18 protein-coding genes and 2 riboswitches are annotated in these 25,522 nt (G+C 62.2%); of the genes, 14 read left to right on the forward strand and 4 right to left on the reverse strand.

Features of this window, described 5'->3' with window-relative positions:
• The 7 genes from ACZ5Z2_RS10450 to ACZ5Z2_RS10480 are packed head-to-tail and all read left to right on the forward strand — an operon-like array spanning position 1 to position 9,636.
• The gene (locus ACZ5Z2_RS10450) at positions 1 to 681 is read left to right on the forward strand and encodes a hypothetical protein (protein WP_464758494.1); all 681 of its coding nucleotides are present in this window, start codon (positions 1 to 3) and stop codon (positions 679 to 681) included.
• A gap of 2 nt (positions 682 to 683) precedes the next feature.
• Positions 684 to 2,144, forward strand: a complete 1,461-nt coding sequence (locus ACZ5Z2_RS10455; protein ID WP_464758495.1) for a proton-conducting transporter transmembrane domain-containing protein — start codon at positions 684 to 686, stop codon at positions 2,142 to 2,144.
• Entirely contained in the window at positions 2,141 to 3,616 is a 1,476-nt protein-coding gene (locus ACZ5Z2_RS10460) for a hydrogenase large subunit (protein WP_464758496.1), read from the forward strand. The genes ACZ5Z2_RS10455 and ACZ5Z2_RS10460 overlap by 4 nt, the downstream gene beginning before the upstream one ends.
• An 8-nt stretch (positions 3,617 to 3,624) precedes the next feature.
• Positions 3,625 to 4,431 carry an NADH-quinone oxidoreductase subunit B family protein gene (locus ACZ5Z2_RS10465; protein ID WP_464758497.1) on the forward strand — a complete coding sequence of 269 codons (807 nt, stop codon included), beginning with the start codon at positions 3,625 to 3,627 and terminating at the stop codon, positions 4,429 to 4,431.
• Complete coding sequence (locus ACZ5Z2_RS10470; RefSeq protein ID WP_464758498.1) at positions 4,421 to 6,397, forward strand: proton-conducting transporter transmembrane domain-containing protein; 1,977 nt, start codon at positions 4,421 to 4,423, stop codon at positions 6,395 to 6,397. Before ACZ5Z2_RS10465 ends, ACZ5Z2_RS10470 begins: the two co-directional genes overlap by 11 nt.
• A 9-nt stretch (positions 6,398 to 6,406) precedes the next feature.
• Entirely contained in the window at positions 6,407 to 8,323 is a 1,917-nt protein-coding gene (locus ACZ5Z2_RS10475; RefSeq protein WP_464758499.1) for a dynamin family protein, read from the forward strand.
• Positions 8,323 to 9,636 (forward strand): hypothetical protein, encoded by a 1,314-nt coding sequence (locus ACZ5Z2_RS10480; RefSeq protein WP_464758500.1) that lies wholly within the window; start codon positions 8,323 to 8,325, stop codon positions 9,634 to 9,636. The genes ACZ5Z2_RS10475 and ACZ5Z2_RS10480 overlap by 1 nt, the downstream gene beginning before the upstream one ends.
• 12 nt (positions 9,637 to 9,648) lie before the next feature.
• Here the strand turns inward: ACZ5Z2_RS10480 and ACZ5Z2_RS10485 are convergent, their stop codons facing one another.
• The gene (locus tag ACZ5Z2_RS10485; protein ID WP_464758501.1) at positions 9,649 to 9,969 is read right to left on the reverse strand and encodes a DUF190 domain-containing protein; all 321 of its coding nucleotides are present in this window, start codon (positions 9,967 to 9,969) and stop codon (positions 9,649 to 9,651) included.
• 218 nt (positions 9,970 to 10,187) lie between these two features.
• A riboswitch (Fluoride riboswitch) is annotated at positions 10,188 to 10,249 on the reverse strand.
• A gap of 143 nt (positions 10,250 to 10,392) precedes the next feature.
• On the opposite strand from ACZ5Z2_RS10485, the gene eno reads away from it, so the two are divergent.
• The gene (eno, locus tag ACZ5Z2_RS10490; RefSeq protein WP_464758503.1) at positions 10,393 to 11,670 is read left to right on the forward strand and encodes a phosphopyruvate hydratase; all 1,278 of its coding nucleotides are present in this window, start codon (positions 10,393 to 10,395) and stop codon (positions 11,668 to 11,670) included.
• A gap of 257 nt (positions 11,671 to 11,927) precedes the next feature.
• On the opposite strand, the gene ACZ5Z2_RS10495 is transcribed toward eno, so the two are convergent.
• Complete coding sequence (locus ACZ5Z2_RS10495) at positions 11,928 to 13,313, reverse strand: transposase (RefSeq protein WP_464758504.1); 1,386 nt, start codon at positions 13,311 to 13,313, stop codon at positions 11,928 to 11,930.
• Between the two features lie 170 nt (positions 13,314 to 13,483).
• Here ACZ5Z2_RS10495 and ACZ5Z2_RS10500 point away from each other — a divergent pair, with 170 nt between their 5' ends.
• The 5 genes from ACZ5Z2_RS10500 to ACZ5Z2_RS10520 all read left to right on the forward strand — a co-directional run bounded on the left by ACZ5Z2_RS10500 (position 13,484) and on the right by ACZ5Z2_RS10520 (position 20,823).
• Complete coding sequence (locus ACZ5Z2_RS10500; RefSeq protein WP_464758505.1) at positions 13,484 to 13,915, forward strand: hypothetical protein; 432 nt, start codon at positions 13,484 to 13,486, stop codon at positions 13,913 to 13,915.
• A 161-nt stretch (positions 13,916 to 14,076) separates the two neighbouring features.
• Positions 14,077 to 15,186: a metallophosphoesterase family protein gene (locus ACZ5Z2_RS10505; RefSeq protein WP_464758506.1), complete on the forward strand. Its 1,110-nt coding sequence runs from the start codon at positions 14,077 to 14,079 to the stop codon at positions 15,184 to 15,186.
• Positions 15,183 to 17,804: an AAA family ATPase gene (locus tag ACZ5Z2_RS10510; RefSeq protein WP_464758507.1), complete on the forward strand. Its 2,622-nt coding sequence runs from the start codon at positions 15,183 to 15,185 to the stop codon at positions 17,802 to 17,804. Before ACZ5Z2_RS10505 ends, ACZ5Z2_RS10510 begins: the two co-directional genes overlap by 4 nt.
• A gap of 121 nt (positions 17,805 to 17,925) precedes the next feature.
• Entirely contained in the window at positions 17,926 to 19,146 is a 1,221-nt protein-coding gene (locus ACZ5Z2_RS10515; protein WP_464758508.1) for a DUF4297 family anti-phage-associated protein, read from the forward strand.
• 9 nt (positions 19,147 to 19,155) lie between these two features.
• Positions 19,156 to 20,823, forward strand: a complete 1,668-nt coding sequence (locus ACZ5Z2_RS10520; RefSeq protein WP_464758510.1) for an ATP-binding protein — start codon at positions 19,156 to 19,158, stop codon at positions 20,821 to 20,823.
• A 244-nt stretch (positions 20,824 to 21,067) separates the two neighbouring features.
• Here the strand turns inward: ACZ5Z2_RS10520 and ACZ5Z2_RS10525 are convergent, their stop codons facing one another.
• Together ACZ5Z2_RS10525 and ACZ5Z2_RS10530 are read right to left on the reverse strand one after the other, a co-directional pair.
• Positions 21,068 to 22,579, reverse strand: coding sequence for a MutS-related protein (locus ACZ5Z2_RS10525; RefSeq protein WP_464758512.1), 1,512 nt, complete (start codon positions 22,577 to 22,579; stop codon positions 21,068 to 21,070).
• Positions 22,576 to 24,141: a MutS-related protein gene (locus ACZ5Z2_RS10530; protein ID WP_464758514.1), complete on the reverse strand. Its 1,566-nt coding sequence runs from the start codon at positions 24,139 to 24,141 to the stop codon at positions 22,576 to 22,578. The genes ACZ5Z2_RS10525 and ACZ5Z2_RS10530 overlap by 4 nt, the downstream gene beginning before the upstream one ends.
• A gap of 44 nt (positions 24,142 to 24,185) precedes the next feature.
• Positions 24,186 to 24,265: riboswitch (Fluoride riboswitch) on the reverse strand.
• Between the two features lie 320 nt (positions 24,266 to 24,585).
• Between ACZ5Z2_RS10530 and ACZ5Z2_RS10535 the strand changes: the two genes are divergently transcribed.
• Positions 24,586 to 25,311, forward strand: coding sequence for a MobA/MobL family protein (locus ACZ5Z2_RS10535; protein WP_464758515.1), 726 nt, complete (start codon positions 24,586 to 24,588; stop codon positions 25,309 to 25,311).
• Positions 25,312 to 25,522: the final 211 nt, after the last annotated feature.

Below are 25,522 nucleotides of genomic sequence, written 5' to 3' on the forward strand. Positions count from 1 at the left end.
ATGCTTGCCGCCCACCTTTCCCCGCTCGCCGCCGCCCTTTTCAGCCTGCTGGTCATCGGCAGTCTGCTGCTGGCCTTCGTGATGCTGGGCTCGCGCTGGCTAAAGGACTACATGCTGGCCTTCGGCGTGCAGTCGTGGTTGATCGGCATCCTTTCCGCACTGATCGGCTACTACGGCGGTTATCACGAACTGTACGCGGTGGGCGCGTTGACCGTGCTTTTTCGTGGCCTGGTGCTGCCATGGCTGATCCTGCGCATCCTGCGGCAGCTGCCGGCGCAGCGCGAACTGCACGAGATTGTCAGCCCCTCGAGCAGCTTGGTCCTCGGCGCAGCGCTGGTGATCTTTGCCTTCCTGGTGGCCGTGCATGTCACTTCCGCACTCGGCCTCGCCTCCAACGTCGTGGTATTGGCGCTCACCGTGATGTTCTCGATGAAGCTGATCGGCTTCCAGATGCTCACGCTGCGGCATGAGGCGATCAGCCACATTCTCGGCCTGCTGGTGCTGGAGAACGGCATCTTCCTCGGCAGCCAGATCCTGGTGCCGGGCATGCCGTTGATGATCGAGCTAGTCCTGTTGTTCGACCTGTTGGTGGCAGTGGCCTGCTTCGGCGTGCTGGTGCGCTACCTGCTGGCGCACATCGGCAGCACCAGCAGTCGCGAACTGAACCGGCTGACGGGGTAAACATGGAAGTGCGCATTGCCATCCTGTTGCTGGCGCCGCTGCTGCCGATCGTGGTCGGCCTGGCCGTGCGTCGCCCGCGCGTCTCGGAATACCTCAACCTGCTGGCCAGCCTGGTCGTGTTGACCATCGCGCTGCCGCTGCCGTTTGGTCTCGATGCGCCGCGCGAGATGCTGCACGGTTACCTGCTGCTCGATCCGCTCGGCGCGTGGGTGGTGCTGTGCGTGGCGGTGGTCTACCTGCTCTCCTCGATCTACGCGATCGGCTACATGCGCCATGACGAGGCGGGCGATCGCCGCCTGCCCGTGTTCTACGCGCTGCACGCCGGCTTCGCGCTGACCATGCTGTTCGCGCCGCTGGTCAACAGTGTCGGCGTGTACTGGATCGCGATCGAGCTGACCACGCTGGTCAGCACCTTCCTGGTCGGCTTCGAGCGCAGCGCGGAGAGCATGGAAGCGGCATGGAAGTACATCATCGTGGTGTCGGCCGGCATCAGCCTCGCCCTGCTCGGTACCACCCTGCTCTACTGGGGCGGCAGCTTCGTGCTGGGCGAGTCTTACAACCTCACCTGGCAATCGCTGGCACAGTCGGCGCCGAAGATGCCGCCGGTGCTGCTCAAGCTCGGCTTCCTGTTCACCCTGATCGGCTATGGCACCAAGGTCGGCCTGGCACCCATGCATACCTGGTTGCCCGACGCACACAGCGAGGGCCCGGCGCCGGTGTCGGCGATGCTCTCGGGCGCGCTGCTCAACACCGCGATGCTGGGCATCGTGCGCTTCCTGGCCGCCACTGACGCCGCTGGCCAAGGCCTGCTGCCGCATACCGCCTTGGTGGTGCTGGGCGTGCTGTCGCTGCTGGTGGGCGCGCTGTTCATCGTGCGGCAGAAACAGATCAAGCGGTTGATGGCCTATTCCAGCATCGAGCACATGGGGGTGCTGGCGCTGGGCTTCGGCTTCGGCGGACCACTGGGTATCGCCGGCGCGTTGTACCACATGCTCAACCATTCGCTGTGCAAACCGCTGCTGTTCTTCGGCGCCGGCAACGCGATGCACCGCTACGGCAGCAAGCGCATCCGGGACATCCGCGATGTCCTGTCCGTGTTTCCGGTTTCGGGTTGGCTGTGGCTGTGCGGCGCGGTGGCAATCACCGGCGCGCCACCGTTCGGCCTGTTCCTCAGCGAATTCACCATACTGCGCGCCGGTTGGACCGGGACGTATCTGTGGGCGGCCATCGTGATGCTGGTACTGCTGATCGTGATCTTCATCGCCTTCCTCAATCATTTCCGGGCCATGTACCTAGAGTCGCCCCCGGCGCCGTCCGTGTCGGACGAGGCTTCCGGCAACCTGTGGCGGACCTGGCCAATGGCGCTGGCATTGGCACCCCTGTTGGTCCTCGGCGTGTGGTGGCCCGCGGCATGGACGGTGCTGTACCAGCACATTGCCGCCGGACTGGGAGCCACGCCATGAACGGTGCGGCGGAAAAATTCACCGTGCTTCCATCGGCGTTGGCTGGCCGGGTTGACCACTTGCTTGCTGCGGGCGGCCGCATGCAGATGGCGTATGCCTGGTTTCCGCAGCCGGATCGCGTGCAGGTGCGGTATCTGGGCTCGCCCGGTGCCAACCAGCCATTCCAGTTTTGGTGCTGCACCGCGGCCACGCCCACCTTGCCCAGCCTGACCGCACAGACGCCGCTGCTCAGCTGGTATGAACGCGAGATCCAGGATCTGTACGGCGTACGCTTCGACGGTCTTCCGATGCCCTACCCGCTGGTCGCTGGAGGTTGGACGGAAGACGCTCCTCTGGTGAATGCCCACGATGTGCAGGCTTGCCTGCACGCGCCTGGCCATGTGCCGGAAATCCATGGCCAAGACGTGCAGTTGCTCAGCTCGGGCCCGGTACGGGCTGGCGTGGTCGAATCCGCACAACACCTGTTCTTCTATATCGGCGAGGCGATCCTGCACTACCAGCCGCGGTTGTTCTTCAAGCACCGCGGCATGGAACGCGCCTTCGAGGGACGGGATCCCTGCAACAGCGCCACGCTGGCCGAACGCGTATCAGGTACTGGCAGCGTGGCCCATGCCCTGGCCTATTGCCAGGCGGTGGAAGACGCCGCTGGCTGCGAGGTTCCCAAGCGCGCACAACAGTTGCGTTCGGTGCTGGCCGAACTGGAGCGGCTGTACAACCACCTGTACTACTTCGGCCACCTCGCCGACACCACCACGCTCAAGGTTGGCCATGCCGAGGGGGTGCTGCTGTCCGAACGTGTCAAGCAGTTGAACGGGCGCCTCACCGGCAGCCGCTTCCTGCGCAACCTGCTCACTCCCGGCGGCTTGCGCCGCGACATCGCATTGCCTGGCGACTTCCTCCACGCGATGTACCTGCTGCGCGAGCAAGTGAACGGCTACTTGGAACAACTCGAACGCACCACCAGCTACCTCGACCGCCTGATCACCACGGGCGTACTGACCCGCCAGGTGGCGTTCGACCAAGGCGCCACCGGTCCGGTCGAACGCGCCTCGGGACTCGATCGTGACCTGCGCCGCGATCATCCCTACGCCGCCTATGCATGGCACACGCTGGATGTGCCGCTGGCGGAGGAAGGAGACGCCTATGCCCGCGCAAAAGTGCGTGCGGCTGAGCTGCGCGCCAGCTTTCAACTGCTCGATGCCCTCGTACCGACGCTGGTCGATGGCCCGATCCGTGCGGAATGCCGGCCGTCGCCAGGCGCGGAAGGCCTGGGCTGGGCCGAGTCGCCGCGCGGCTCGTTGTTCTACGCGGTGCACGTCGGTGCCGACGGCCGGTTGGCGCGGGTGAAGATCAAGTCGCCTTCGTTCTCCAACTGGCGCGTATTTCCGTTCACGGTACACCGCACCAACATGATGGACTTCGCCATCAACGAGGCCAGCTTTGGCCTCAGCATCGCCGGCTGCGATCGCTAGGAGATCCCATGCCACTGTGGACACTGCGAGGATTAACCCAGGGCATCGCCACCACGCGCTGGCCAGATGGTGCCAAAGGCGACGACGGTCAACAGGGCGGCTATGGCATGCCAGGTATCAGCGCCCAGTCATGCCATGACAACTGCCGTGCCTGTGCCGAGGTGTGTCCGACCAAGGCGATTCGGCTCGATACGCGAGGGCATCTCGCCGAACTCGATTACGGCCGCTGCGTCGCTTGTCAGCTGTGCGTGGAGAGCTGCCCCTCCGGTACCCTGCAGAGCAGCCATGAATGGGCTTTTGGCGTACGCGAGCGCGAGGACCTGCGCTGGTCGCTGGATGCCGATACGCCACCTGTGCAGGCGTTGGCTTCACGCATCGAATCCAGCTTCCGCGGCAGCCTGCACATTCGCCATGTCGACGCCGGTTCCTGCAACGGCTGTGAATCGGAGCTGCAGGCCTTGGTCAATCCGTTCTACAACCTGCACCGCCTGGGCATCTTCTTCACGCCCTCGCCGCGTGCCGCCGACCTGCTGCTGGTCACCGGCACGGTGACCGCGGCGATGCACGAATCACTGCTGGCCACCTGGGAGGCCATGCCCGAACCCCGTCGCGTGCTCGCCTGCGGCACCTGTGCGGTGTGCGGCGGCGTGAGCGCGGGCACCTACGCCAGCGGCCACGGACTCGAAGGCGTGTTACCGGTGGACGTGTGGCTGCCAGGCTGCCCACCCAATCCCGCCGCCATCATCGATGCGCTGCTGCTGCTCCTCGAACGCAAACCACAACGCATCCATGGAGGGCGCATGCATGCGGATTGAACTGCTTCTCCTGGCAGCCGTCCTACTCTGGTTGCTGGCGTTGTTGCTGGCCTGCGCCGGTCGCGGACGCGCGGTGGCGCGTATCGCACTGGCGCTCGGGGTGCTTTTGGTGATCCTCGCCACGCTGTGGCAACTCGCGTCAGGTGCGGCCACGCCGGTACTGCTGGCTCCATGGGGCGTCGCCGGTCGTCTGCGCTTTGCATTGGAACCGGATGCCTCGTGGTTGCTGTTGTTCGGCGCGCTGGCCGCGTTCTTTGCCACCGCGCTGGGTACGCCCTCGCCGCGTTGGCGAAGCTGGGGGGCCGGTGCTGCCTGCTGCCTGCTGGGTGCCCTGGGCTGTTTTGGTCTGCAGGACGCTGCCAGCTTCCTGGTGTCATGGGAGGTGATGAGCCTTGGTGGCGCGGTGCTGCTGATCGGCGAACGGCTGGGACCCACGCGCGATGGCCGCAGCCTGCTGTTCATGCTGGGATTGCTCGAAGTGGGAGCCGTCGCATTGTTGGCAGCCATGTTGATGCTCTCGCACAGTGCCGGCAGCCTAGACTTTGCGGACTTTGCCAGCGCGGGCACAAGTTTCACCGGCTGGCGCCTGGTGACGGTGGGTGTACTGCTGCTGATCGGCTTTGGCGCCAAGCTGGGACTGCTTCCGTTCTACGAGTGGTATCCCGACGCTTATGGCCAGGGCAGCGGCGCCAGCGGTGCGTTGCTGTCGGGCATCGTGCTCAACGCAGCCTTCTTCGCATTGGCGCGGGCATTCGTGGCGTGGCTGCCGGGCGACGTGTTGCTGGCGGTGGTCACGATCGCCGTTGGCGTGTTCAGCGCCATCCTCACCGTGCTGTATGCCTTCCAGGAGGACGACTGGCGACGACTGCTGTCCTTCTCGAGCGCCGAGAATGCGGCCATTGCAGTCACCATGCTGGGTGCCAGCCGGCTGTTCCGCGGCGAGAGCCAACTTCCGCTGGCTGCACTGGCTTTTGCCGTGGCGCTGCTGCACCTCGCCGGTCACGCTCTGGCGAAAGGTGCACTGATGTTGGCCGCCGATGGCGCCTGGGGTGCGACTGGCAGTTACAACCTGGTACAACGCGGCTTGCTGCGGCGTAGCCCATGGCTGCTCGGTGTCGGTGTGGTGTTCGCCGCCATGAGCTTGGCGGCCATGCCGCCACAGGCTGGCTTTGTCAGCGAGTGGTTCACCTTCCAAACGTTGTTCCAAGGCTTCCATCTTGCCGGCATGCCGGGGCGGTTGACTCTGTCGCTGGCCGGCGCGGGCATGGCGCTCACCGCCGCGATCGCCTTCGCCACCTTCGTCAAGGTATGCGGCCTTGGGATACTCGGCGATGGGCGACGCACGAGCAGCGGCGCCGGAGTCGACCCAGGCTACGCCCTGGCCAGCGGCCTGCTGGGTCTGGGTGTGCTGGCGCTGGCCGTTGGCATGCCGTGGTGGTTGCCAGCGGTGGACGGGGCCGTGCATGTGCGTTTTGCCGACATGCCTGCGGCACCGCTGCACGACGGACTGATCCTGGTACCGCTGACCAACACCTTTGCCTTCATCTCGCCAACGCTGCTAGTGATCGTCTGCCCGCTGCTGGCCCTGCTACCGCTGACACTGCTGGCCATCGCGCGAGCGCGCCATCGCCCGCGGCATGCACCAGCGTGGTACGGCGGCCTGCCGCGACCGGCGCACGGGCGCACGACCGCGTTGAGCTTCTCCAATGCGATGCGCACCTTCTACAGCTTCGTCTACCGACCAGCCGACGAGGTCGAGCGCGAGGGACAGGCGTATTTCGTGCAGCGCATGACCCATAACGCCAGCGTTTCTCCGCTGTTCGAGGCAGCGATCTTCCGTGCACCCACGCGTTTTGTGCGGCGACTGGCGCGTGCCTTGGGGCCGTTGCAGTCCGGCCACATGAACGTCTACCTGGGCATGGTGGGCATCCTCCTGATACTGATCCTCGCGCTGGGACTCGCCTGACGAGACGGCATGTTCACCGACAACCATCGTCGTTACCTGCAGAACCTACTGCGCCATGTCGAGCACGAAGTGCAGGAGGCGGTGGAACTGCTGCACGACGGCGAACCGGATGCATTGTTTCCCCGCTACCGTGACTTTCCGGCACAGGAACGCATCGACGCCCTGCACGCCCAGCAGGCACGTTTGCGCGCGGCGATGCGGCGTTTCATGGATACCTACCGCATCGCCTATCCCGGTGACTCGGTCATCGAGGTCACCCGGGGCTACGAGGCTCGCTTGGCGATGGTGCGCAACGCCGCCTACGAGCTGCGCCCTCGTTACGTACGTGGCTACGGACCGCTCGACACCGACGACGAGCAGGCTTGTCGCGCGCTAGCTGCCGAACTGGGCGTGTTGCTGGATACGATGGCAGGCGAACTGCGTCGCGAACCGCTGCGCCTACCCGCGGACGGTAGCGGCGACGCGTTGCTGGACGTGCTGGCCGGCATCGTGGAAAACCACCGGCTGCTCGAATACCGCAGCCGCGTCGAGGCGCTGCTCGCGCGCGAGCACGGTGACCGCGTGGAAGTGGCCCTGCTCGGCCGGGTCAGCAGCGGCAAATCCTCGCTGGTCAATGCCCTGCTCGGCCAACCGCTATTGCCGGTGGGTGCGGTACCCGTTACCTCGGTGGTGACGCGCTTGCGTCATGGCGCCACGGTCGATGTGCGCGCGCTGGACATCGATGGCCACGTGCAGGCTATCGCCCCAGGTGAACTGCACGACTACATCGACGAGACAGGCAATCCCGGCAACCGGCGCCGGTTGCGCGAGGTGGATGTGAGCTTCCCAGCGCCTATCCTCGAACACGGCATTGTGCTCACCGACACGCCCGGCCTCGGCTCACTGCATGCGAACGCCTCCGCGCATGCGCTGGACTACCTACCGCGCTGCGATCTTGGCATCGTCGCCGTCGATGCAGCCGCCACGCTGATGCCGCAGGATCTCGACCTGTTGCGCGCGTTGTGCGATGGCGGCGCCGACTGGCTGGTGGTGCTGACCAAGGCCGATACTATCGGCGCGGAGGCGCTCACCCAACAGCGCCGCTACATCGAACACGCACTGACCGAAGCCCTGCAATCGCCGGTGCAAGTGGCTGCGCTCAGCGTGCAGGACGCCCATCGCAGCGAGCTTGAGACCTGGCGCGACGACGTGCTGCGCCCGAAACTGGAACGCGCTGCCGAAAAAGCCTCGGAACGCCACCGTCACCGCATCGCCGAACTGGCCACGCGCGTGCAGATTACGCTACGCCAGGCGTTGGCCGAACTGCCAGCCACAGCAACGACACCGGCAGCGGCCAGCGAGGCACAGCGGCACGGCAGCACGCTGGCGAGCCTCGACGACACCAATCGGCGCCTGCGCAATCTCGTGCGCGACCTGGCCGAACGCGGTTCCGACGTGATCGTCGAGGAGGCCGTTACACAGACGCCTGCCGCCATCACCCTGGACGCCGGCAATCTCGCAGGCCGTGCAGCCAGCCTTGCCGATGCGGTGGTCCGCGACGTTCTTGGCGAATTGCGCGAGATCGCCTCGCGCATCGCCTCCCCCGCCGCGGTACAGGCCCTGCGCGGCGTCCCACCGTTCACCGCAACACTGACGGAAGGCTCTGTGACCACCGGCGCAGCCCTGGTGCCATGGCGCCGCGCATGGCTGCGGCGACAACTGCAGGGACGCTGGAATTCGGAACTGCAGAGCAGCTTCGACGCCTATGCCAGCGAGTTCGGCCATTGGCTCGACCAAACCGTACGACAACTGCGGCGTCATGCGATGGAGTCGTTCGAAGACACACCAACGCTATCGGCAGCGAACGACCGCGCAGCACTGGAAGCCGACCTGCACCATCTCGACACGCTGCTGAAAGGTGACGACCAGCAAGGAGTCACGGCGTAATGGCATCCGGAGGCGCGCTCGCGCTGGATGAGCAAGTCGCGGACTGGATCGATGATCTGGCCAATCCGGAGCGCGCGATCGAAGGCATCCTCATCCTCGGCCATGCCGCCATCGGCCCGTTGTCTGCCTACCTCGATCGCGGACCGCAGCTCGTTTCCCAGCCACGCGAACTCGCCGTACGCATGCTCTCCCGGCTGCACGATCCACGCGTGGCCGAGCGTCTGCGCCGGTTGCTGCACGACAACCCGCTGCACAACCTGTCACCTGCCCTGGCGGAGTCGGAATATCGCGTCAAGGACGCTGCCGTGGCCGGCCTGGCCGAACAATGGAGTGCGGCCGTAGCCGACGATGTGGCTTTCGGCGTGCATGGCGAACGTCTGCCTTCGGCCTTGCGCGCCGCCGGCAAACTCCGCCTGCATGCGCTGGCTCCCTCAATAGCCGCGTTGCTCGTGGACGACGTGCTCGCAGAGGCTGCCGCCGAAGCCCTGCACGCATTGCGCCCAGAAAGCACGCCGGACGTCCTGGCGGCGATCGCAGCGTGGCTCTGCGGGGATACCGACACATCCCGCACACGCCTGGCATTGATCCGCGCATTCCTCTGGCTGCGAGTCGCAGCGGAGCGACCACCGCCAGAAACACATCAGCAGGCGCTTCGCCATCCCTGTTCGCCTGTTCGCGCCGCTGCGGCATTGAGCATGGGCGAGACGACGCCTGGCGATGCGGATGCCGTTGCATCAGCACTTGCCCATGGGGCACTCGGTACCGATGAACAACTGGCAGCGGCCTGCCGCGAACACCTGCGCAGCATCCCTGGCCGGCCCATTGAACCGCTGGTGCGCGCCTGGCAGGCGAATGAGGAAACGGATGTCTACGGCAACGTCCACTACCCTAACCCAACTTCGCGGCGAGCCCTGCTCGACATCATGCTCGGCCAGGCGGGGGATGCGGCAGAACGCCTGCACCACATCGTGCGTGGTATTTCACCTGACGACTTGGCCGAGGCGCTTTTCCGCTGGCGCCAACCTGTCGCACCATGGCTGGAGACCATGCTTGGCCATGACGACGTCCAAGTCAGAATGGCGGCAACGGCCTGCCTTTTGCGCTATCCCTTACCAAGCCGTCAGCAGTGGCTGGTCGAGCGCCTTGGGGACCGAAACCATCGTGTCCGGCGCAAGGCTTTCACCGTACTGGCCACCTTGATTGCAGGGCACCAGGCCGATATCTCGGCAACCGACCTCCCGCCACGCGTGCTCTGGCGCGCGCCATGGACCTGTCTGCGATTGCTGGCCCGTTCCGCACGCATCGATGGGTGAAACGGCATGCCTTTATTCGTTCTCGACAATACCGAACTCTGCCGGGAATTTCGCCCAGAACAATGGCGCGCCATCCTCATGAATGATAGCGAGCAGCTTGGTGGCTTCGTCCTCGCTGACGATGAATTCCGCAAGCACCGTCATGTCGCCAGCCAGTTCGAAGAAGTGCTGTTCGTGCAACACGCCGTGCCGTCCGTAGCCGGCGATCGCCTTGAACACCGAGCCGCCGTGGATCTTTGCCTTCTTTGCCTGTTCCAGAAGCCACTCGTACAACAGTATGCCGCGGTGCTTCTGGTTCTCGTGCATGTAGAAACGAAGCGAATAGCCTTGCATGGTGCCTCCCGGTGACGAGGTTCGTCGACATGGCAAACGAGTTTTCTCGGCCGGAACGCGTCGTCGCCCGCTATGCGTGGATGCGAACGGCAGAAATGCGGCCGTATGCGGACCACCAACCAGACAGGAAATCGGAGAGTTCTTGGGTGCACGTCGCCACCTGCCGAAATCAAGATCCGGATCGAGGGGCGGTTCGCACTGCCACCACCCGAGGATTCGGGATGGTAGGCATCATCAGCCTTACGGCGGTTCAGGGAGGTATGCCATCTCCCGACATCAAGCATAGTCGACCAGTTCGCCATGGTGGCGTCAATAGCCGCTTGGAAGCCCGCGCCACTGCTAAGACACTTCGACTAAGGTCACTTGGCGTCCACTAACAAGAGGCAGGACACCCCATCGCGACCCGGCTCTGGAGGCAACCTCATGCGTATCAGCCGATTGGACGCCATTGAAGCTCTGGATTCCCGCGGCAATCCCACCGTGGAAGTCTGCTTACAGTTGGAAGACGGCTCCACTGGGCTGGCGCTGGTCCCCTCCGGTGCATCCACCGGCATGCACGAAGCCGTCGAGTTGCGGGACGGGGATCCAGGCCGTTACGGGGGCATGGGCGTGCGTAAGGCCGTCGCGAATGTACGCGGGGAGATGGCCGCCGTGCTGGTTGGCACTGATCCCGGCGACCAGCGCTCGCTCGATCAGCGTTTGCGGGAAATGGATGGCACACCACACAAGAGTCGCCTGGGTGCCAATGCCATCCTCGCCGTATCGATCGCTTATGCCCGCGCTTGTGCCCAGGCCGCACACGAGCCGTTGTATCGCCACCTGGGCGGCGCGGATGCCACGCTACTGCCCGTGCCGTGCCTCAATGTCATCAATGGGGGACGGCATGCTGACAATACCCTCGACTTCCAGGAATTCGCGATCGTGCCGCACCATGCACCAAGCTTTTCCGAGGCGATACGCATGGGAGCAGAAGTGTCCTATGCCCTTCGTGCGCTGCTGAAGGAACACGGCCTGTCGACAGGCGTCGGCGACGAGGGCGGCTTCGCTCCGGACCTGCACAGCAACGAGCAAGCGATGGAATTCATCCTCAAGGCCATCCATCGCGCCGGATACCGGACCGGGAGCGACATTTCGCTCGCCCTAGATCCGGCTACTGGCGAAATGTGGCATCACGGCCGCTATCGTTTCTTCAAGTCCAGCCAGATCGAGCGCACCAGTGCGGCCATGATTGCGCTATGGGAAGACTGGGTGCAGCACTACCCGATCGTGATGCTTGAGGATCCGCTTTCCGAACACGACTGGGATAGTTGGGCCGCCCTGTACTCCCGAATTGGCGATCAGGTCGAATTGGTTGGCGATGACATCTTCAGCACCAATCCTGACCGGCTCCGGCGCGGCATCACCGAACGAGTTGCCAACGCCATACTGCTCAAGCCCAACCAGATCGGCACGGTGACCGAGACCCTGGATTGCGCGGCGCAGGCGAAGGAAGCCGGCTACGCTTGCTGTGTATCGCAACGTTCCGGCGATACCGAGGACACCTTCATCGCAGATCTGGCTGTCGCGCTGGGGTGCGGCCAGATCAAGGCAGGAGCGGGTTGTCGTGGCGAACGTACCGCCAAATTCAACCGGCTACTGCGGATCGAGCATGAACTGGGCGAACAGGCACGTTTCGACGGGCGGGCCGCCTTTATCCGCTGACGTGACACCTTGTAGCACCGCGGCGTGATCGCCACCGTCAGTTCCGAGCATCGGATCGGATACATCAGCCGATCGATCGGCGATGACCAATTCGCCGGCCAATATGGTCAGCTACGGGTTTAAATCGACCGACCGAAACCGACCGATTCTGTTGAAAAACTCCTCGTTGGAAGCAGCTGCCGGCAAAACCGCTCGTCTTCGATGCGGATCTGACTCGCATCGACACCACATTTTCGAGACGCAGGCGCCCACATCGCTCAGATAGGCACCCTTACCTCTGCTTCCTGCGGCATCGGCATCAACCAGGCGGCCATCCTTCGCAGATTTTGCGCGGTGGCGGCCATCAGGAATTCATCCCGGGCACCCCTCAGCCCCCGTAGCCGAAGGCGGTCCAGACGCAAGATGCGCTTGAGGTGGGCGAACAGCATCTCGACCTTCTTGCGGTGCCGTCGCGATAGCTCATACCGGGGCGTTTTGGAAAGTTGCCGGGCCACGTCACGCGCCGCCTCGTGGCGCTGACGCGCAATCTTGCGCATCGATGTGTTCGGACAGCATTTGGCTTTCATTGGGCACTCGCCGCAGTCGCTGGTGCTCGCCCGGAAGATGATGGTGTCAGCCTTGGTCACGCCTGATCGGGGCACCGTGAATCGTCGCCGGTCACTCCGCAAGGCCTTGCCGGCCGGACAGCGGTATTCGTTGGCGTCCTCACACCACTGGAAGTCGCTTCGCGAGAAGGTGCCATCGGAGCGTTCGCTCTTATCCCAGACCGGGACATGCGGCTCGATGGCCTTCTCCTCGACCATCCAGCCCAGCAACTGCGCGGTGCCATAAGCGGTATCGCCGATCAGGTACTTCGGCTTGATGGCGAGCTGATCCTCGACGCGCTCGACCATAGTGCGGGTCGAGTTGACTTCGTCGGTACGGTGGGCCGGTGTGGCCTCCACGTCCATGATGATCCCGGCCTTGGTGTCGATCAGATAGTTCGTGGAATAGGCGTAGAACGCCGGGCCACCCGGTGCTGCTGTCCAGCGCGCCGCCGGGTCGGTCAGCGAAATGTTCTTGGGCGCTGCGCGTGGCTCCTCGGCCGCATCGAGCGCCTCCAGGTACTCACGCACCGGTCGCGCCAAGGGCGACTCCCGGTTCCATTCGGCATCTTCTCCGGGCACGCCACGCTGGCGGCTGGCATCGGCCTTGACGACGCTGGCGTCGACAGCGAAGCCCTCGCCGCCGACCAGGCCTTCCGCCAAGCAACGCGCCAGCACCTTCTCGAAGACGAACCGCAGGGTGTCGTTGTCGCGAAAGCGGCCGTGCCGGTTCTTCGAGAACGTCGAGTGGTCGGGTACCTTGTCTTCCAGACCCAGCCGGCAGAACCAGCGGTAACCCAGGTTCAGGTGCACCTCCTCGCACAGCCGGCGCTCGGAACGGATACCGGAGCAGTAGCCCACGATCAGCATGCGGATCAGCAGCACCGGATCGATGGAAGGGCGTCCCGTAGGGCTGTAGTGCGGCGCTAGATGCTGGTGCAGCTCACTCAGATCGAGGAACCGATCGATGCCGCGCAACAGATGATCGGCGGGCACGTGGCCCTCGAGGTTGAAGGTGTAGAACAACGGCGCCTGTTGCGCCTCCTGACGTCCCATCATCGCGCCACTTCCCGCTCGATCGATGGGATGTCAGTGGACCAGCTTCACCGCGCCGCTTCAAGCGAGTTTTTCAACAGAATCGACCCAAAGCGGTCATTCAGAAAGTCGTTTGCAGTGTATGCCGGCACACAACGTTTAGCCGGATAACGGATCAGGCTTGGAGGATTTCGTTGGACAATCCCTACGTCGTCGCAGGAGCCTTCGCGAGAGAGTTCGGCGATGCCGAATACGCTTTGAAGCGATCCGGCCGGATTCGGCTAAACAAGGAGACTGCCGAGGCCGATTGGGATGCGTTTGCCCGCGATCTCGGACCAGAATTCTTCGCCGCGGTCGTCGACAATGGCATCGCTAAGACCTTGATCGGCGAGCCGCCGCGTCGGCTGATGAACGACCTTGTGTGGGCACCTGAAATACCCGCGCCCTTAACGAACGTGTACGAGTTAATTATCCAAGGCGTTTGCCGAGTGCGAAATAACTACCTGCATGGCGAGAAATTCCGTGGTGGGCCGGATGGCCAGTGGGAGCGCGACGTGGCACTCATAAAAGAAGCCCACGTCGTACTGCAGGCGGCCCTTGCTTGGTCGGGACGCGCGAGCGCCTGACGCGTTAATCGCTATGCCTAGCGGGGTTGAAAACCAGCGAAGGGGCGACAGGATATTTGTGTGTGCCGAACATCGTCCTGCCGGTTAAGATCGAGCCGGCGGCGGCCGAGAACTTCTCGCGCCTAGCGAGGATCTGGAGCGCCTGACCAGGGGGAAGTATTTTGAAATTCATCCATTCTGCTGACTGGCAACTCGGCAAACCGTATCGACGCTTCGAGCCCGAAGTCCGGGCCGGCCTTAGCGAGGCGCGGTTCGAGGCAATCGACACACTTGGGCGCACAGCGCTCGAACACGGGGCAAAGCACGTCGTCGTTGCCGGCGACATCTTCGACACCGAAGGGCCGGAGGACCGGACGATTATCCAAGCTATATCCCGGATGAGTCGTCACAGCTGTCGCTGGTGGCTGCTTCCAGGCAACCATGATTTCGCGCGCAACGGCGGATTATGGGATCGCGTCCGTCAACGGGCGAGCGAGAACATCGTCATCTTGTCGACGCCCGAGCCGGTCGAGATGAACCCCGGCGTTTGGCTGCTGCCCGCACCGCTTGAGCATCGCCATAATCTCGAAGATCCAACCGCCCGTTTCGACTCCATGGAGACGCCCGGCGCGACCCTGCGTATTGGCCTCGCACACGGTTCGATCCGCGACTTTGGCTCGCAAGGCGAAACGAAGAACCAGATCGCTCCCGATCGCGCACGCCGATCGGGCCTCGACTATCTGGCGCTCGGTGACTGGCATGGGGCACTCCGCGTCGATGGTCGCACTTGGTATGCCGGTACGCCCGAAGTCGACCGCTTCCAGCGGGACGATCCCGGACAGGCCCTCGTCGTGGAGCTGTCCACCGGTGCGGAGCCAGCCGTCACGCCGATCCGCACGGGCCGCTTCCAATGGCTTTTGCGGGACTGGATGGTTAGTGACCAGGCAGCGTTCGATGCCGAGTGCGAATTGCTCCTCGGCGCGATCGACGCGCCCACAACGCTTTTGTGCCTGACGCTGGCTGGTATCACGAGTCTCAGCGACCGGATTGGTATGCTAGGTAGGCTCGAAAACGATATCGGCCATCAGCTGCGGTATCTCGACGTGCGCGCGAATGATCTGGTGGGGCGGCCGAGCGAAGAAGACATTGCGAACCTGGCCGTCGAGGGCATGCTCGGGGCGGCGGCGGCGATGCTTAATACCAGGATCGAAGGCGACGGCGAGGATGCGGCTGTCGCGAAGCGGGCCCTTGAGCGCCTCTTCGTCGAATATAGCCGGGAGGAGTCGGCATGAGCCTCGTCATTCGTCGCATCGCGGTGGAGAATTTCCGGAAATTCCGCGCACCCGTCGTGATCGAGGGCCTCACCGACGGCCTCAACGTCGTCATCGAGCCGAATGAGACGGGCAAGTCGACGCTTCTCGAGGCCTTGCGCGCGGCCTTTTTCGTCCGCTTCAACACGCGCAATCAGCTGGCCCAATCCTTCGCCCCACATGGCGATGCGGTCGGTCCTAAGGTCGAGGTCGCTTTCGATGTCGATGGCGCGCCCTGGTCGGTGACCAAGCATTTCTTGCGCAGCGCATCGGTCGAGGTCTCGGGGCCTCAGGGCCGTGCGCAAGGGGAGGAGGCCGAGGCGCGCTTGAATGCGCTGCTCGGTTCGGTCCGGGACACGAGCCGGGGCGGCGATGTCGCGACCTATGGCGCGCTTGGTTTGCTTTGGGTCGCCCAGACCGAGGCCATGTCCGTGACCGCGCCCGGCCAGATCGTGCGCGACAGCGTCACCTCGACGCTTGAGGCGGAAGTCGGGTCGATCATGGGCGGCGCTGCCTATCGCCGTGTCAGGGATCGGGTCGAAGCTCAATATGAGCTCTACTGGACACCGACGGGCCAGAAGCGTGGCCGGCAAACCGACGCGCGTGAGCGGCTCGAAGCCGCCGAGACCACGGCGCGCGAAGCCGCGGATCGATTGGCCACGCTGGAGCGCAGCTTCTCAGATGTCGAGGCGGCTCGCGGCCGCCTGAAGATCATCCAGCGCGAGATGGCGGACAACACAGACGCCCAGACGCGTAGCGGCCTGGTTGCTTCGCTCGATATCGCACGAGCGGCGGCCCAGATCCTCACAACCCGTCGTGCCGAGCAGGAAGCGGTCAACGGCAAGGTGAAGGCGCTCGCGGACCTTCGGCAGCGCCACGACGACGCGACGCTGGCCCGGACGAAAGCGGACGCCGCGCTGACCCAGGCAAGTGAACAGCGTCTCAGGGTTGCCGACATATTGTCGGCGGCGAAGCAGAAGGTCGTAGATGCGCGCACCGCGCTCGATTCCGCGCGCACGGACCGCCATGCCACGCGAACAGCCCTGGCTGAAGGCGAAGAGCGGATCCGACAAAGCCGTCGCGGTGCAGCGATCCAGGCCGCGCGCCGGCGGCATGCCGACCTCCTGAAGCTCGAGGAACAACATAGCGCCGCGAAGGCGCTCTCCGACACGACGATCGCCCCGAAAGTACTCACGTCGCTTGAAGCGCATGATCGCACCGTTGCGGAAGCGCAGGCGGTGGTGAACGCCGGCGCGACCCGGATTGCGTTGTCCGGCTCAGCGGACGGCATCACGATCGATGGCGAGCCAATGGCACTCGGCGCGCGGAGCCTTGATCGCGAGGTTCATATCCGCTTCGGCGCCGCAGAGCTTCAGATCACGCCACCGGCGTCTGCCGCCAGCGCCGCGGAGGTCTTGGCGTCTGCGCTTCATAAGCGGAAAACGGCGCTCGACGATCTCGGTGTCGTCGATCTTGCTGCCGCGAGAGCCCGCACCGAGATCGCCAGGGATGCCGCAGCGGATCTGCGAACCCTGGTGGCGCGCATCGAAGCGGCCACGCCCGCCGATGATGCCCTTCAGCTTGCCGCTGGATCCGCGGCGCTCAAGCTGTTCGTCGCCGAGCTCGGCATGGAAGAGGCTGTATGGAAGGGGGAACTTCCCGATATCGCGGCGCTCACGAAGGCGATGGAGACGGCCGATAGCGCTGCAGCCCGTGCCGAAGGGGCCCAGGACAGCGCCATCGAGGCCCTGCGTCGCGCCGAGCAGGAGGAAGCGCCGCTTGCGACGGCAGAAGCCAGGGCCACGAGCGATGTTGCCAACGCCGTCAGCGCGCTTGAGGCGATCGAGCGACGACCTGAATGGACGACGCTGACCGAAGATCTGGCCAAGGCGCGCGAGCAGGCTGCCGAGGCTTCGGTCAAGGTTGAAGACGCGCTCCGCGATGCCTCTGCGCACGACGTCGCGGCGATCACACGCAAGATCGAATTGATCGATGCGAGGGCGCGCACGGCCGGGGAAACGCGAACGCGGCTGGAGACCGATATCGCGCGCCTTGAAGGGACGATCGAGAGCGAGGGCGGGCTCGGCCTCGCCGATCGGACAGCTGCTGCCTCCGAGGAAGTCGAGGCGGCTCGTCTTGCTCTTCAGCGCATCACCGATGAAGCGGAAACGCTGAAGGTGCTGCGAAGCACCCTCGACGCCGCCCGTAACGAGACGTCGGCCAAATTTGTTGGTCCGCTGGCGGCGCGGGCGAAGCGTCATATCGAGCGCCTCCTGCCTGGATGCGAGCTCACCTTTTCGGAGGATCTCGGTCTCGAAAGCGTGATCCGTGCGGGCGTGGACGAAAGCTGCACGAGCCTGTCGCGCGGCACACAGGAGCAGCTTGCCGTTCTCACGCGGATTGCATTTGCCGATATGCTGTTGGAGCAGGGGAAGCCCGTGTCGCTGATCCTCGACGATCCGCTGGTCTATTCCGACGATGCCCGTCTCGACACGATGATCGAGATTCTGTCGGAGGCCGCGACCCGCATGCAGGTCGTCCTCCTCACCTGCCGCGATCGCGCCTTCAGACATGTCGCTGGAAATCGGATCGCGTTGTGAGCATGAAGTCATCAATCGCGGATATGCGATCATCGAGAAACGGGAACGGCCGAAAAATGGGGATTTCGATGGCTAACGAATGCGGACGTGACGTTCGCGCGGAAGATCACCGTAGGGGGTAATGATGGCCGATCGGAGCGCAGTTTCGACGATTGCTGGCTATTTCTATCAGTTCGATCGCTCGATCCTGAGCATCCTGGGGCTAACCGGCGCGAATGACTCGGTGGCGATCGAATGCATTGAGGATATTGACGTCCACACAGCTACGGAAACGACCGCCGTCCAGTGCAAATACTACGAGAAATCCGAGTATAACCATTCAATTATCAAGCCCGCGATCATGTTCATGCTCGCGCACTACAAAGCGGGCCTCACGGCCGGTCGGCCAACGATCCAATACCAACTCAGCGGCCATTTTGAGTCGGGGCAGGACAAGTTGGTGCTCCCATTCGATATTGGTTTCCTCAAGGCCAGTTTTCTCACGACTACATCGAAAGAGAAAACGATAAAAAAGCATGAAGAGCTGGGTGTCAGTGATGCGGAGCTTGAGGACTTCTTGAAACGTCTGTCCATCGACGTGAATGCGGCGAAATTCGAGGATCAGTTTCAGGCGATCATCGAGAGTCTTGTCAAACAGTTCGGCTGCTCGCCGTTCGCAGCCGAGTTCTTTTATTATAACAGCGCCCTACGGGTCATCAAAGAACTCGCCATCGAACCGGAGGAGGCTCTGCGTGTCATAACGAGGGCGGCCTTCATAAAACGAATAGATACATCATCGTATCTCTTTGATGAGTGGTTCATCGCCAAGCTCGGTACGGCCGAATATTATCGCGGGTTGCGCAACGAGTTTTTCGCAACGGGCGTCAACGTCTCCCCGGCCGAACGGCTTTTCATCATCCATCCGGCTGGCGACAGCTACAGTAGGAACGCGGTCAAAACGCTTCTGAAGACCATCTCCCGGAAATATTCCAAGCTGTCCAAGCGCGACGCAAAACCCTTTTCGCCGTACGTTCTGCTCGTCGGCATTGACGATAGCGAACTTGTCGGCCTCAAGCAGGAGCTACACAACGAAGACGTTCGCTTCGTCGACGGCTACGATTTCAAAGGAGCCCAGTTCGACGCCGGGTCTATCTCCCGACCGGCCTCCTTCGCCGCCGCCGGACCGGCCCTGAGGCTATTCTGCGATCTGGCGGAGGCGCGGCAGACCTTTCTATCGTTCAAGCGCTCGCGCAAGATCTACGAATTCTACTGCAGTGAGCCGGTTGAAGACTTTGGTGATGGTGCCATCAGCCACATTCGATTCCAGATTCCCAAGTATGAAGATATCGACAAGATCATTTAGGGGGTGGGCATGAGTGATGTAAAAGCGGAAGTCGTCGCGGTCTTTCCTAACAAAGTCAAGATCGTCGTCGATGACCTCGAGAATTTTAGGATCGCTGAGGAGTCTCTCCGCGTCGGCTCGTATTTGAAGATCGCCGACAATGAGAATGCGGTACTGGTCGCCATCATTGAGAATTTCCAGATCCAGGCGCGCGACGACGGCAGCCAGGACTATGTAATCGAGGCTTTCCCGCTCGGCGTTCTGCGGGATCAGAAGTTTGAGCGCGGCGGAGACGCCCTCGCGATCCCGCCGAAGACGGTCCAGCCGGCGACGATCGACGATATTCGTCTGATCTATGGCAGCTCTTTGCCCGTGAAGGATCGCTTCTGCTTCTCGAGGCTTGCGACGAACAAAGAGGTCGAGGTTCCCGTCGACGGGAACAAATTCTTCAACAAGCATATCGCGGTGGTCGGTTCCACGGGCTCCGGTAAGTCCCACACCGTCGCAAAGATCGTTCAGAAGGCGATCGGGGCGAAAGGCGACTACACGCTGAACAACTCGCACGTGATCATTTTCGATATCCATTCAGAATATCGTGCGGCCTTTCCGGAGGCGAATTTCATCGATAGCGCCAGCCTGGTACTCCCCTACTGGATGCTTAGCGGTGATGAACTGGAGGAGTTTTTCCTCGATACAGAGGCGAATGATCACAATCAGCGCAGCGTGTTTAAGGATGCCGTGATCCAGAGCCGTAAGGCGCACTTCACGGGAGGAGATGACGACAAGAGCCGCATCCATCTGGACACACCGCTCCCGTTCGACATTCGCGACGTTCTGGCCCACGCCAACTATCGCAACACCGAGATGGTCGATAGCGGCGAGGTGTATGCTGCGAGCAACAAGGAGAAGGCCGGGCAGCCGAAGCTCACGCAGGGCAGCCTCTATGGACGACTGACCAACTTTGTGAATCGTCTCGAGAGCAAGATCAACGACCGGCGCCTCGACTTCTTCCTTGGCGAGAAATCCAAGTCGATCTCTTTCGAGGAAACGCTCCGATCCATTCTCGGCTACAGCACGGGTAAGCAGCACAACGTCACCGTCATCGATCTGAGCGGTGTCCCGTTCGAGGTTTTGAGCATCACGGTCTCGCTGATCTCACGGCTGATCTTCGAGCATGGCTACTTCTACAAGCGCCTGCGCTGCGCCGCCGATCCGCAGGAAAAGATCAACAACGATGCGCCCATTCTTCTGGTTTACGAGGAGGCGCACAAATATGTGCCGAACAGCGAACTGTCGAAATTCCGAGCGTCGAAGATGTCGATCGAGCGCATTGCCAAGGAGGGGCGCAAGTATGGCGTTACCTTGCTCCTCGCGAGCCAACGGCCCTCGGAGATCTCCGAGACGATCTTTTCACAGTGTAATAATTTTATCGCAATGCGCCTGACCAATCCGGTCGACCAAGGTTATGTCCGCAAGTTGCTGCCGGACTCGCTGGGAACGCTCATTGACAAGATGCCGGCTTTCAAGCAGGGTGAGGCGCTACTGGTTGGAGAATCGATCGCCCTGCCGTCCGTAGTCCAGATCGAGGTCTGCACGGTGGCCCCAGCATCGACCGATATTCCCTACTGGGATCTCTGGCAGCAACAGTGGAAGGATCTTGCGATCGACAGGATCCGAGACGAGTGGTTGCGCCGCTAGTCAGACGATAGGGAGCGGCAGCTGGAAAAATTTTCATCGACCGTTCTGAGCAGCAATCTGGAGATTGGCCAGTGGCGTTCGAACGTTCTTGACAATGGTCTGGGGAGGTCCGATCTCGGCTGGGGGGAACTTTGTACGTCGGCTTCTGGCCGATTGCGGCCGGTGACCTCACGCAAATAAGGGTAACTGCGTGATGATCATGATCGACTGCTTCCACTGATCAACTTCACCGGCCTGTGCAGTCCTATTGCCGCGGCGAAGCATTGAACACCTCCCTATAGACATCCTCGCCATGGCTCGTCTCCAGCGGAGCACCGAAGCCAATCCGGAAGCTGCGCCGACCGTCAGCCAGACGTTCCGCACGCAGGCACGCTATGTCTCCCGCATTCTCCACAAAGAAGCCATGTGCGAAGCCATGCAAGTGGGTCACGAAGAAAACTCTGATGCCACGATCCCTCAAGGCGCTCGCTGTCTGGATGGCGATTTCGGACCCTTCCCGTTCGTTCGTCGAAGCAAACGACTCGTTGAACAGGACCATCGCGCCCGGAACCAGTTCGTTCGCCATCGCACTGAGCCGCTGGAGTTCCTCGTCGAGCCGACCGCCACGCATGGCCGGGTCCTCCTCGCGCCGGTAGTGCGTGAACAATCCAGCGCACAGATCCCCGGCAAAGGCGGTAGCGGCGACGTACATGCCGCTCTGCATCATTACCTGCGCAAGGCCGATGCTGCGCAGGAAGCTCGACTTTCCACCCTGGTTGGCGCCCGTGATGATCGTCAGCCGTTTGCCACTGATATCGAGCGTATTGCCCACCACGGCACCGTTCATGCTCAATGCCAGACAAGGGTCGGAAAGGTTTTCGAAATGCAGGGTTCCCGTCCCCATGGATGACGGCTGCGGAAAGCAAGTTGGCACACCAAGCGCCTCCAATCGCTCGTGCAGGTTCACGCAGCCGACATAGAAGGCCAGTTCCGTCCGCAGCATCTCGAAGAATGCCAGGATGTGATCCATCGACTGCGCCAGCGCGTTGGCGACATCGTTGATGCCGCGATGGCGGATATCGGACAGGGCCCTGGCACCGGCCTCGTCGCGGTCGGCAATCCGGAATGTGTAGCCTGACGACGCTCTTTTGTTGAACAGGCGATCGATCCAGTGCGAATCGCTGTATTTCATCTCCCTCAGCGTATAACCGTTGCCCTCGTTGCTTGGACCAAGCTTCACGCTCAACAGGACGCCATCATCGAGTTTCAACGTGGTCAGGCAAGCACTCACTTGGGCAAGGTACGCGTCCGTGAACTCGGTTTGCAGCATCGCGAAAAGCGAACGGAAGCCTCTCGATCCGAAACGACCGGCCTGCGCATCGGCCTCCCCTCTCAGCTTGCGCAAGATGTCCACGAACATCGTCAGGATATCGATGGCGCCATGCAGGATCGACGAAGGGTAGTTGCTGGCAAAGGCCCAATGGCTTTTGCGTTTTCCCTGGATGGCCTCAGCTGCCAGGCCGTAGCATCGGCGAACCACCTGCGGATTGGCGATGGCATCGCGCAGTATTTCCTGTCGGTAGATGACAGCGTCGGTGTGCAGCGTCGTGCTCAGCAGCAACGTCTTCCGCGATACGTCAAAGATGAACTCGTCGCCATCCGCCATGATGCGAGACAACGAATCCAGCGCAAGATCTCGCCACAAGTCCGACGCATGGTCGGGCAACATCCGTTGCAGATCGAAATCGCGATCGGGGTGCATCAGCCGCGCCTTCATGATGGAATCCTCTGGCGGAGCCACTCGCCGGTTACGCGGTGCTTGCGTGCGACGGCCTGGGCATAGGCCAATCCATCGGCAGCGCGGCGTTCGATGCGAAAGGTTCTGATGGATGGATCGTCGGGATCGACAGCTCCCACCATGCTCGCCGTCTTTTCGTTGAACGTGGACAATTCCGTCAGGAAGGTGACGTACACGCCCAGTGCGTCCAAATCCGAAAGTGCCGCCATGACCTGTCGACTCAAGTAGAACGCATCCCTGAACGTGGTCGACGCGAAGATCTCATTCATCACGACGAGGCTGCTCGGTGTCGCCTGGTCGAGGATGGAGCGTATCCGCACCAGATCGTCCTTGAGCTTGCCGCGCAGGCTCGCCACGTCCTCTTCCTTCTCGAAGTGCGTGAACAAGCGATCGAAGAGGAACAGCGTGGCCTTGCGCCCCGGCACCGGACATCCCAGGCTCGCCAGATAGTGCAACTGACCGAACATCCGCGCGAAGGTAGTCTTGCCCCCCTGGTTCGGGCCGGAGACCACCAGAAGGCGCTCCGGATCGCGCAGGGCGAAATCGTTGCTGACAACCGGCCTGCCCTCATCCAGGATTTTCCCGGCCAATGCGAGATCGAAGGCGCTATCAGCCTCAACTTCTTTCGAGGTGACAGAAAGCTCCGGATAGCAGAAGCCCAAGCCGGTAGAACGGTAGCGTCGGATGTATGAAAGCCACGCTACATAGAACAGAACCTCGCGGTCAAAACGAGTGATGCACTCATCCAGAAATTCGACATGACTGGCGCAATAGGCTTCCAGGGCATGGAATTGCTCGGGAAACAGCAAGGCTACTCTGTCGAGTATTTGCTCCTCCACCTGGTTGAGGGTGACTCGATGGCCGAAGGCCGAGCGGTAATCCTTGCCTCCGCTGCGTCGAAACTTCTCGAAGATGCCTTCCACGACCCGGCTATAGTCTTCTTCGCCATCATATAGCCGTACCGTCACGCTGTTGCCCTTGATGCGCAGGCAATAACGAATGTTGGCCAGACTGACGACAAGCGCGTGTGCACCTTCCGCGAGTTGGGCGAACGATGGTGATGCGATGTACGACTCGATGTATTCCCGCAGCGCACACAACCCACGCGATGAGGGAGGGCACGTGATCCGCAACGCCTGAGCCAGCCGTTCGACGGCATCGCAATAGATGACGACAGCCTCGAGGAACCAACGCTCCTTCTCGGGTTTGCAGTAGACCTTCTCGATGCCGGCAAGCTGTCCGCGCATCGTTTGCATCCGCTGACCGAAAGCGCGGATGGCCTCCATCAGCTGGCCATCTTCAAGATCCCGCATCACTTCCTGGCGATACGCAATCGCGTCCAAGTCCCGCAGCGGTGTATAGAAGAAGGGACCCAAATCGTTGCCACCATGACCGGTGGTTGCCGCCGCCACGATCTGGTCGAGACGCAGGTCCTGAAAGCAAGAAGGCGCCGTCTGGTCGAACACCGGAGCCGCCTCTAGCGACCCCGGATACAGAATGCTGGCAAATGGCAGCCCATGGTGGGCCGGAGAATTGTCCACGTACCTGACTCCTGCATCCTGAGACGGTAAAACCGATCTCCGGAATGTGAGCAGGCATCATCGGCCACAGTGGCGGTTTCTCCCGGGGTACCGGGGGTGGAGGAATGCCACCTCCATGAATGCAAATGTACTACATCGCTGCCGACAAGCCTGCCAGGGCTCTATCCCTGGCAATGCTCCAAGCTCCTATCTTTCGATACTAGGTAAAAGTTTACCGTTTTAGGTCCTATGTTGTGATGGAGCGCGCGCACGGAAGCAAAAGCTAAGAGCAAGAGCTAAAGCTAAGAGCAAGAGCACTGGTCGGATGAACGGTGAGTGATCTCGATATATAGGGGGGGCCATAGGGCCCGCGCACATACCGTTTCTCGTAGCACCGGAAACGACTCGACTCGATTTCAATCACAGAGCGCCTAAGGCGCTCTTTTTTTTGCACGAGGATTTCCCATGGCAAGTTTTCATACGCAGATCAGTAGCGGCCGGCGCGGCACAGCCCGCGAGCATTCCCGGTACATCGACCGAGCTGGCAAGCATGGCAAGCGTGAAGACCTGGCATATCGCGAACATGGCAACCTTCCCAGTTGGGCAGGCAATGATTCCAGGAAATTTTGGCAAGCGGCTGACCGGCACGAGCGTCAGAACGGTGCTGCGTACCGGGAGCTTGTCATCGCCTTACCCATCGAGTTAGACAAGGCTTCCAACATCGCGCTCGCTAAAGAACTAGCGAATGAGTTGGCCGGAGACAAACCCTATCAGCTTGCGATCCACACTTCGGAGGGCAAGCTGGGTGGCACAGCGAACCCTCACATGCACCTAATGGTTTCGGATCGGGTCGATGACGGGATTGAACGCTCCCCCCAACAGACGTTCTCGCGCTACAACCGCGAACACCCGGAGCTAGGTGGCCGCCGCAAGGACAACGGCGGCAAACACCCTACGGAATTGCGCGAAGACATGATTGCGCTGCGCAAGAAGGCTGCGGACACGATCAACCAGGCCCTGGCTGTTCGCGGAATCGCCGCACGTGTCGATCATCGCAGCCTGAAGGACCAAGGGATCGACCGCCAGCCGGAACATCACCTCGGTCCCGCGCGCGTACGCCTCATGTCCGATTCTGAAAAGTCGGCCCTGAACGAGTTACGCGAGTTTGGTGTCGAAACGGTGCTCGATTGACGAAATGCGGCGACCATCGTTTGCCGATGGGCTCCATCCCTCCCGCTAGTGGTACAGCATGGCTTGGGTGCGCAATACGTCTCTTGCCAGCGACTGTGGCCAAAGGGGACTTCAGCGTGCGGCGATGCCTGCGTTCATTCGAAAGTTTTTCAGCCATACATCACCTATGCGAGCGGGTCATCCGTACCGCTTCATCTATGCAGATCCCTGC

This window comes from Rhodanobacter sp. G1 (genome assembly GCF_055397855.1).

What these genes read in the sequence shown, in the direction of transcription:
- ACZ5Z2_RS10470 (WP_464758498.1), top strand. Translation starts at nt 4,421, where the DNA reads ATGCGGATTGAACTGCTTCTCCTGGCAGCCGTCCTACTCTGGTTGCTG.
- eno (WP_464758503.1), top strand. Translation starts at nt 10,393, where the DNA reads ATGCGTATCAGCCGATTGGACGCCATTGAAGCTCTGGATTCCCGCGGC.
- ACZ5Z2_RS10460 (WP_464758496.1), top strand. Translation starts at nt 2,141, where the DNA reads ATGAACGGTGCGGCGGAAAAATTCACCGTGCTTCCATCGGCGTTGGCT.
- ACZ5Z2_RS10495 (WP_464758504.1), bottom strand. Translation starts at nt 13,313, where the DNA reads ATGATGGGACGTCAGGAGGCGCAACAGGCGCCGTTGTTCTACACCTTC.
- ACZ5Z2_RS10535 (WP_464758515.1), top strand. Translation starts at nt 24,586, where the DNA reads ATGGCAAGTTTTCATACGCAGATCAGTAGCGGCCGGCGCGGCACAGCC.
- ACZ5Z2_RS10485 (WP_464758501.1), bottom strand. Translation starts at nt 9,969, where the DNA reads ATGCAAGGCTATTCGCTTCGTTTCTACATGCACGAGAACCAGAAGCAC.
- ACZ5Z2_RS10475 (WP_464758499.1), top strand. Translation starts at nt 6,407, where the DNA reads ATGTTCACCGACAACCATCGTCGTTACCTGCAGAACCTACTGCGCCAT.
- ACZ5Z2_RS10480 (WP_464758500.1), top strand. Translation starts at nt 8,323, where the DNA reads ATGGCATCCGGAGGCGCGCTCGCGCTGGATGAGCAAGTCGCGGACTGG.
- ACZ5Z2_RS10455 (WP_464758495.1), top strand. Translation starts at nt 684, where the DNA reads ATGGAAGTGCGCATTGCCATCCTGTTGCTGGCGCCGCTGCTGCCGATC.
- ACZ5Z2_RS10520 (WP_464758510.1), top strand. Translation starts at nt 19,156, where the DNA reads ATGAGTGATGTAAAAGCGGAAGTCGTCGCGGTCTTTCCTAACAAAGTC.
- ACZ5Z2_RS10465 (WP_464758497.1), top strand. Translation starts at nt 3,625, where the DNA reads ATGCCACTGTGGACACTGCGAGGATTAACCCAGGGCATCGCCACCACG.
- ACZ5Z2_RS10515 (WP_464758508.1), top strand. Translation starts at nt 17,926, where the DNA reads ATGATGGCCGATCGGAGCGCAGTTTCGACGATTGCTGGCTATTTCTAT.
- ACZ5Z2_RS10510 (WP_464758507.1), top strand. Translation starts at nt 15,183, where the DNA reads ATGAGCCTCGTCATTCGTCGCATCGCGGTGGAGAATTTCCGGAAATTC.
- ACZ5Z2_RS10450 (WP_464758494.1), top strand. Translation starts at nt 1, where the DNA reads ATGCTTGCCGCCCACCTTTCCCCGCTCGCCGCCGCCCTTTTCAGCCTG.
- ACZ5Z2_RS10525 (WP_464758512.1), bottom strand. Translation starts at nt 22,579, where the DNA reads ATGAAGGCGCGGCTGATGCACCCCGATCGCGATTTCGATCTGCAACGG.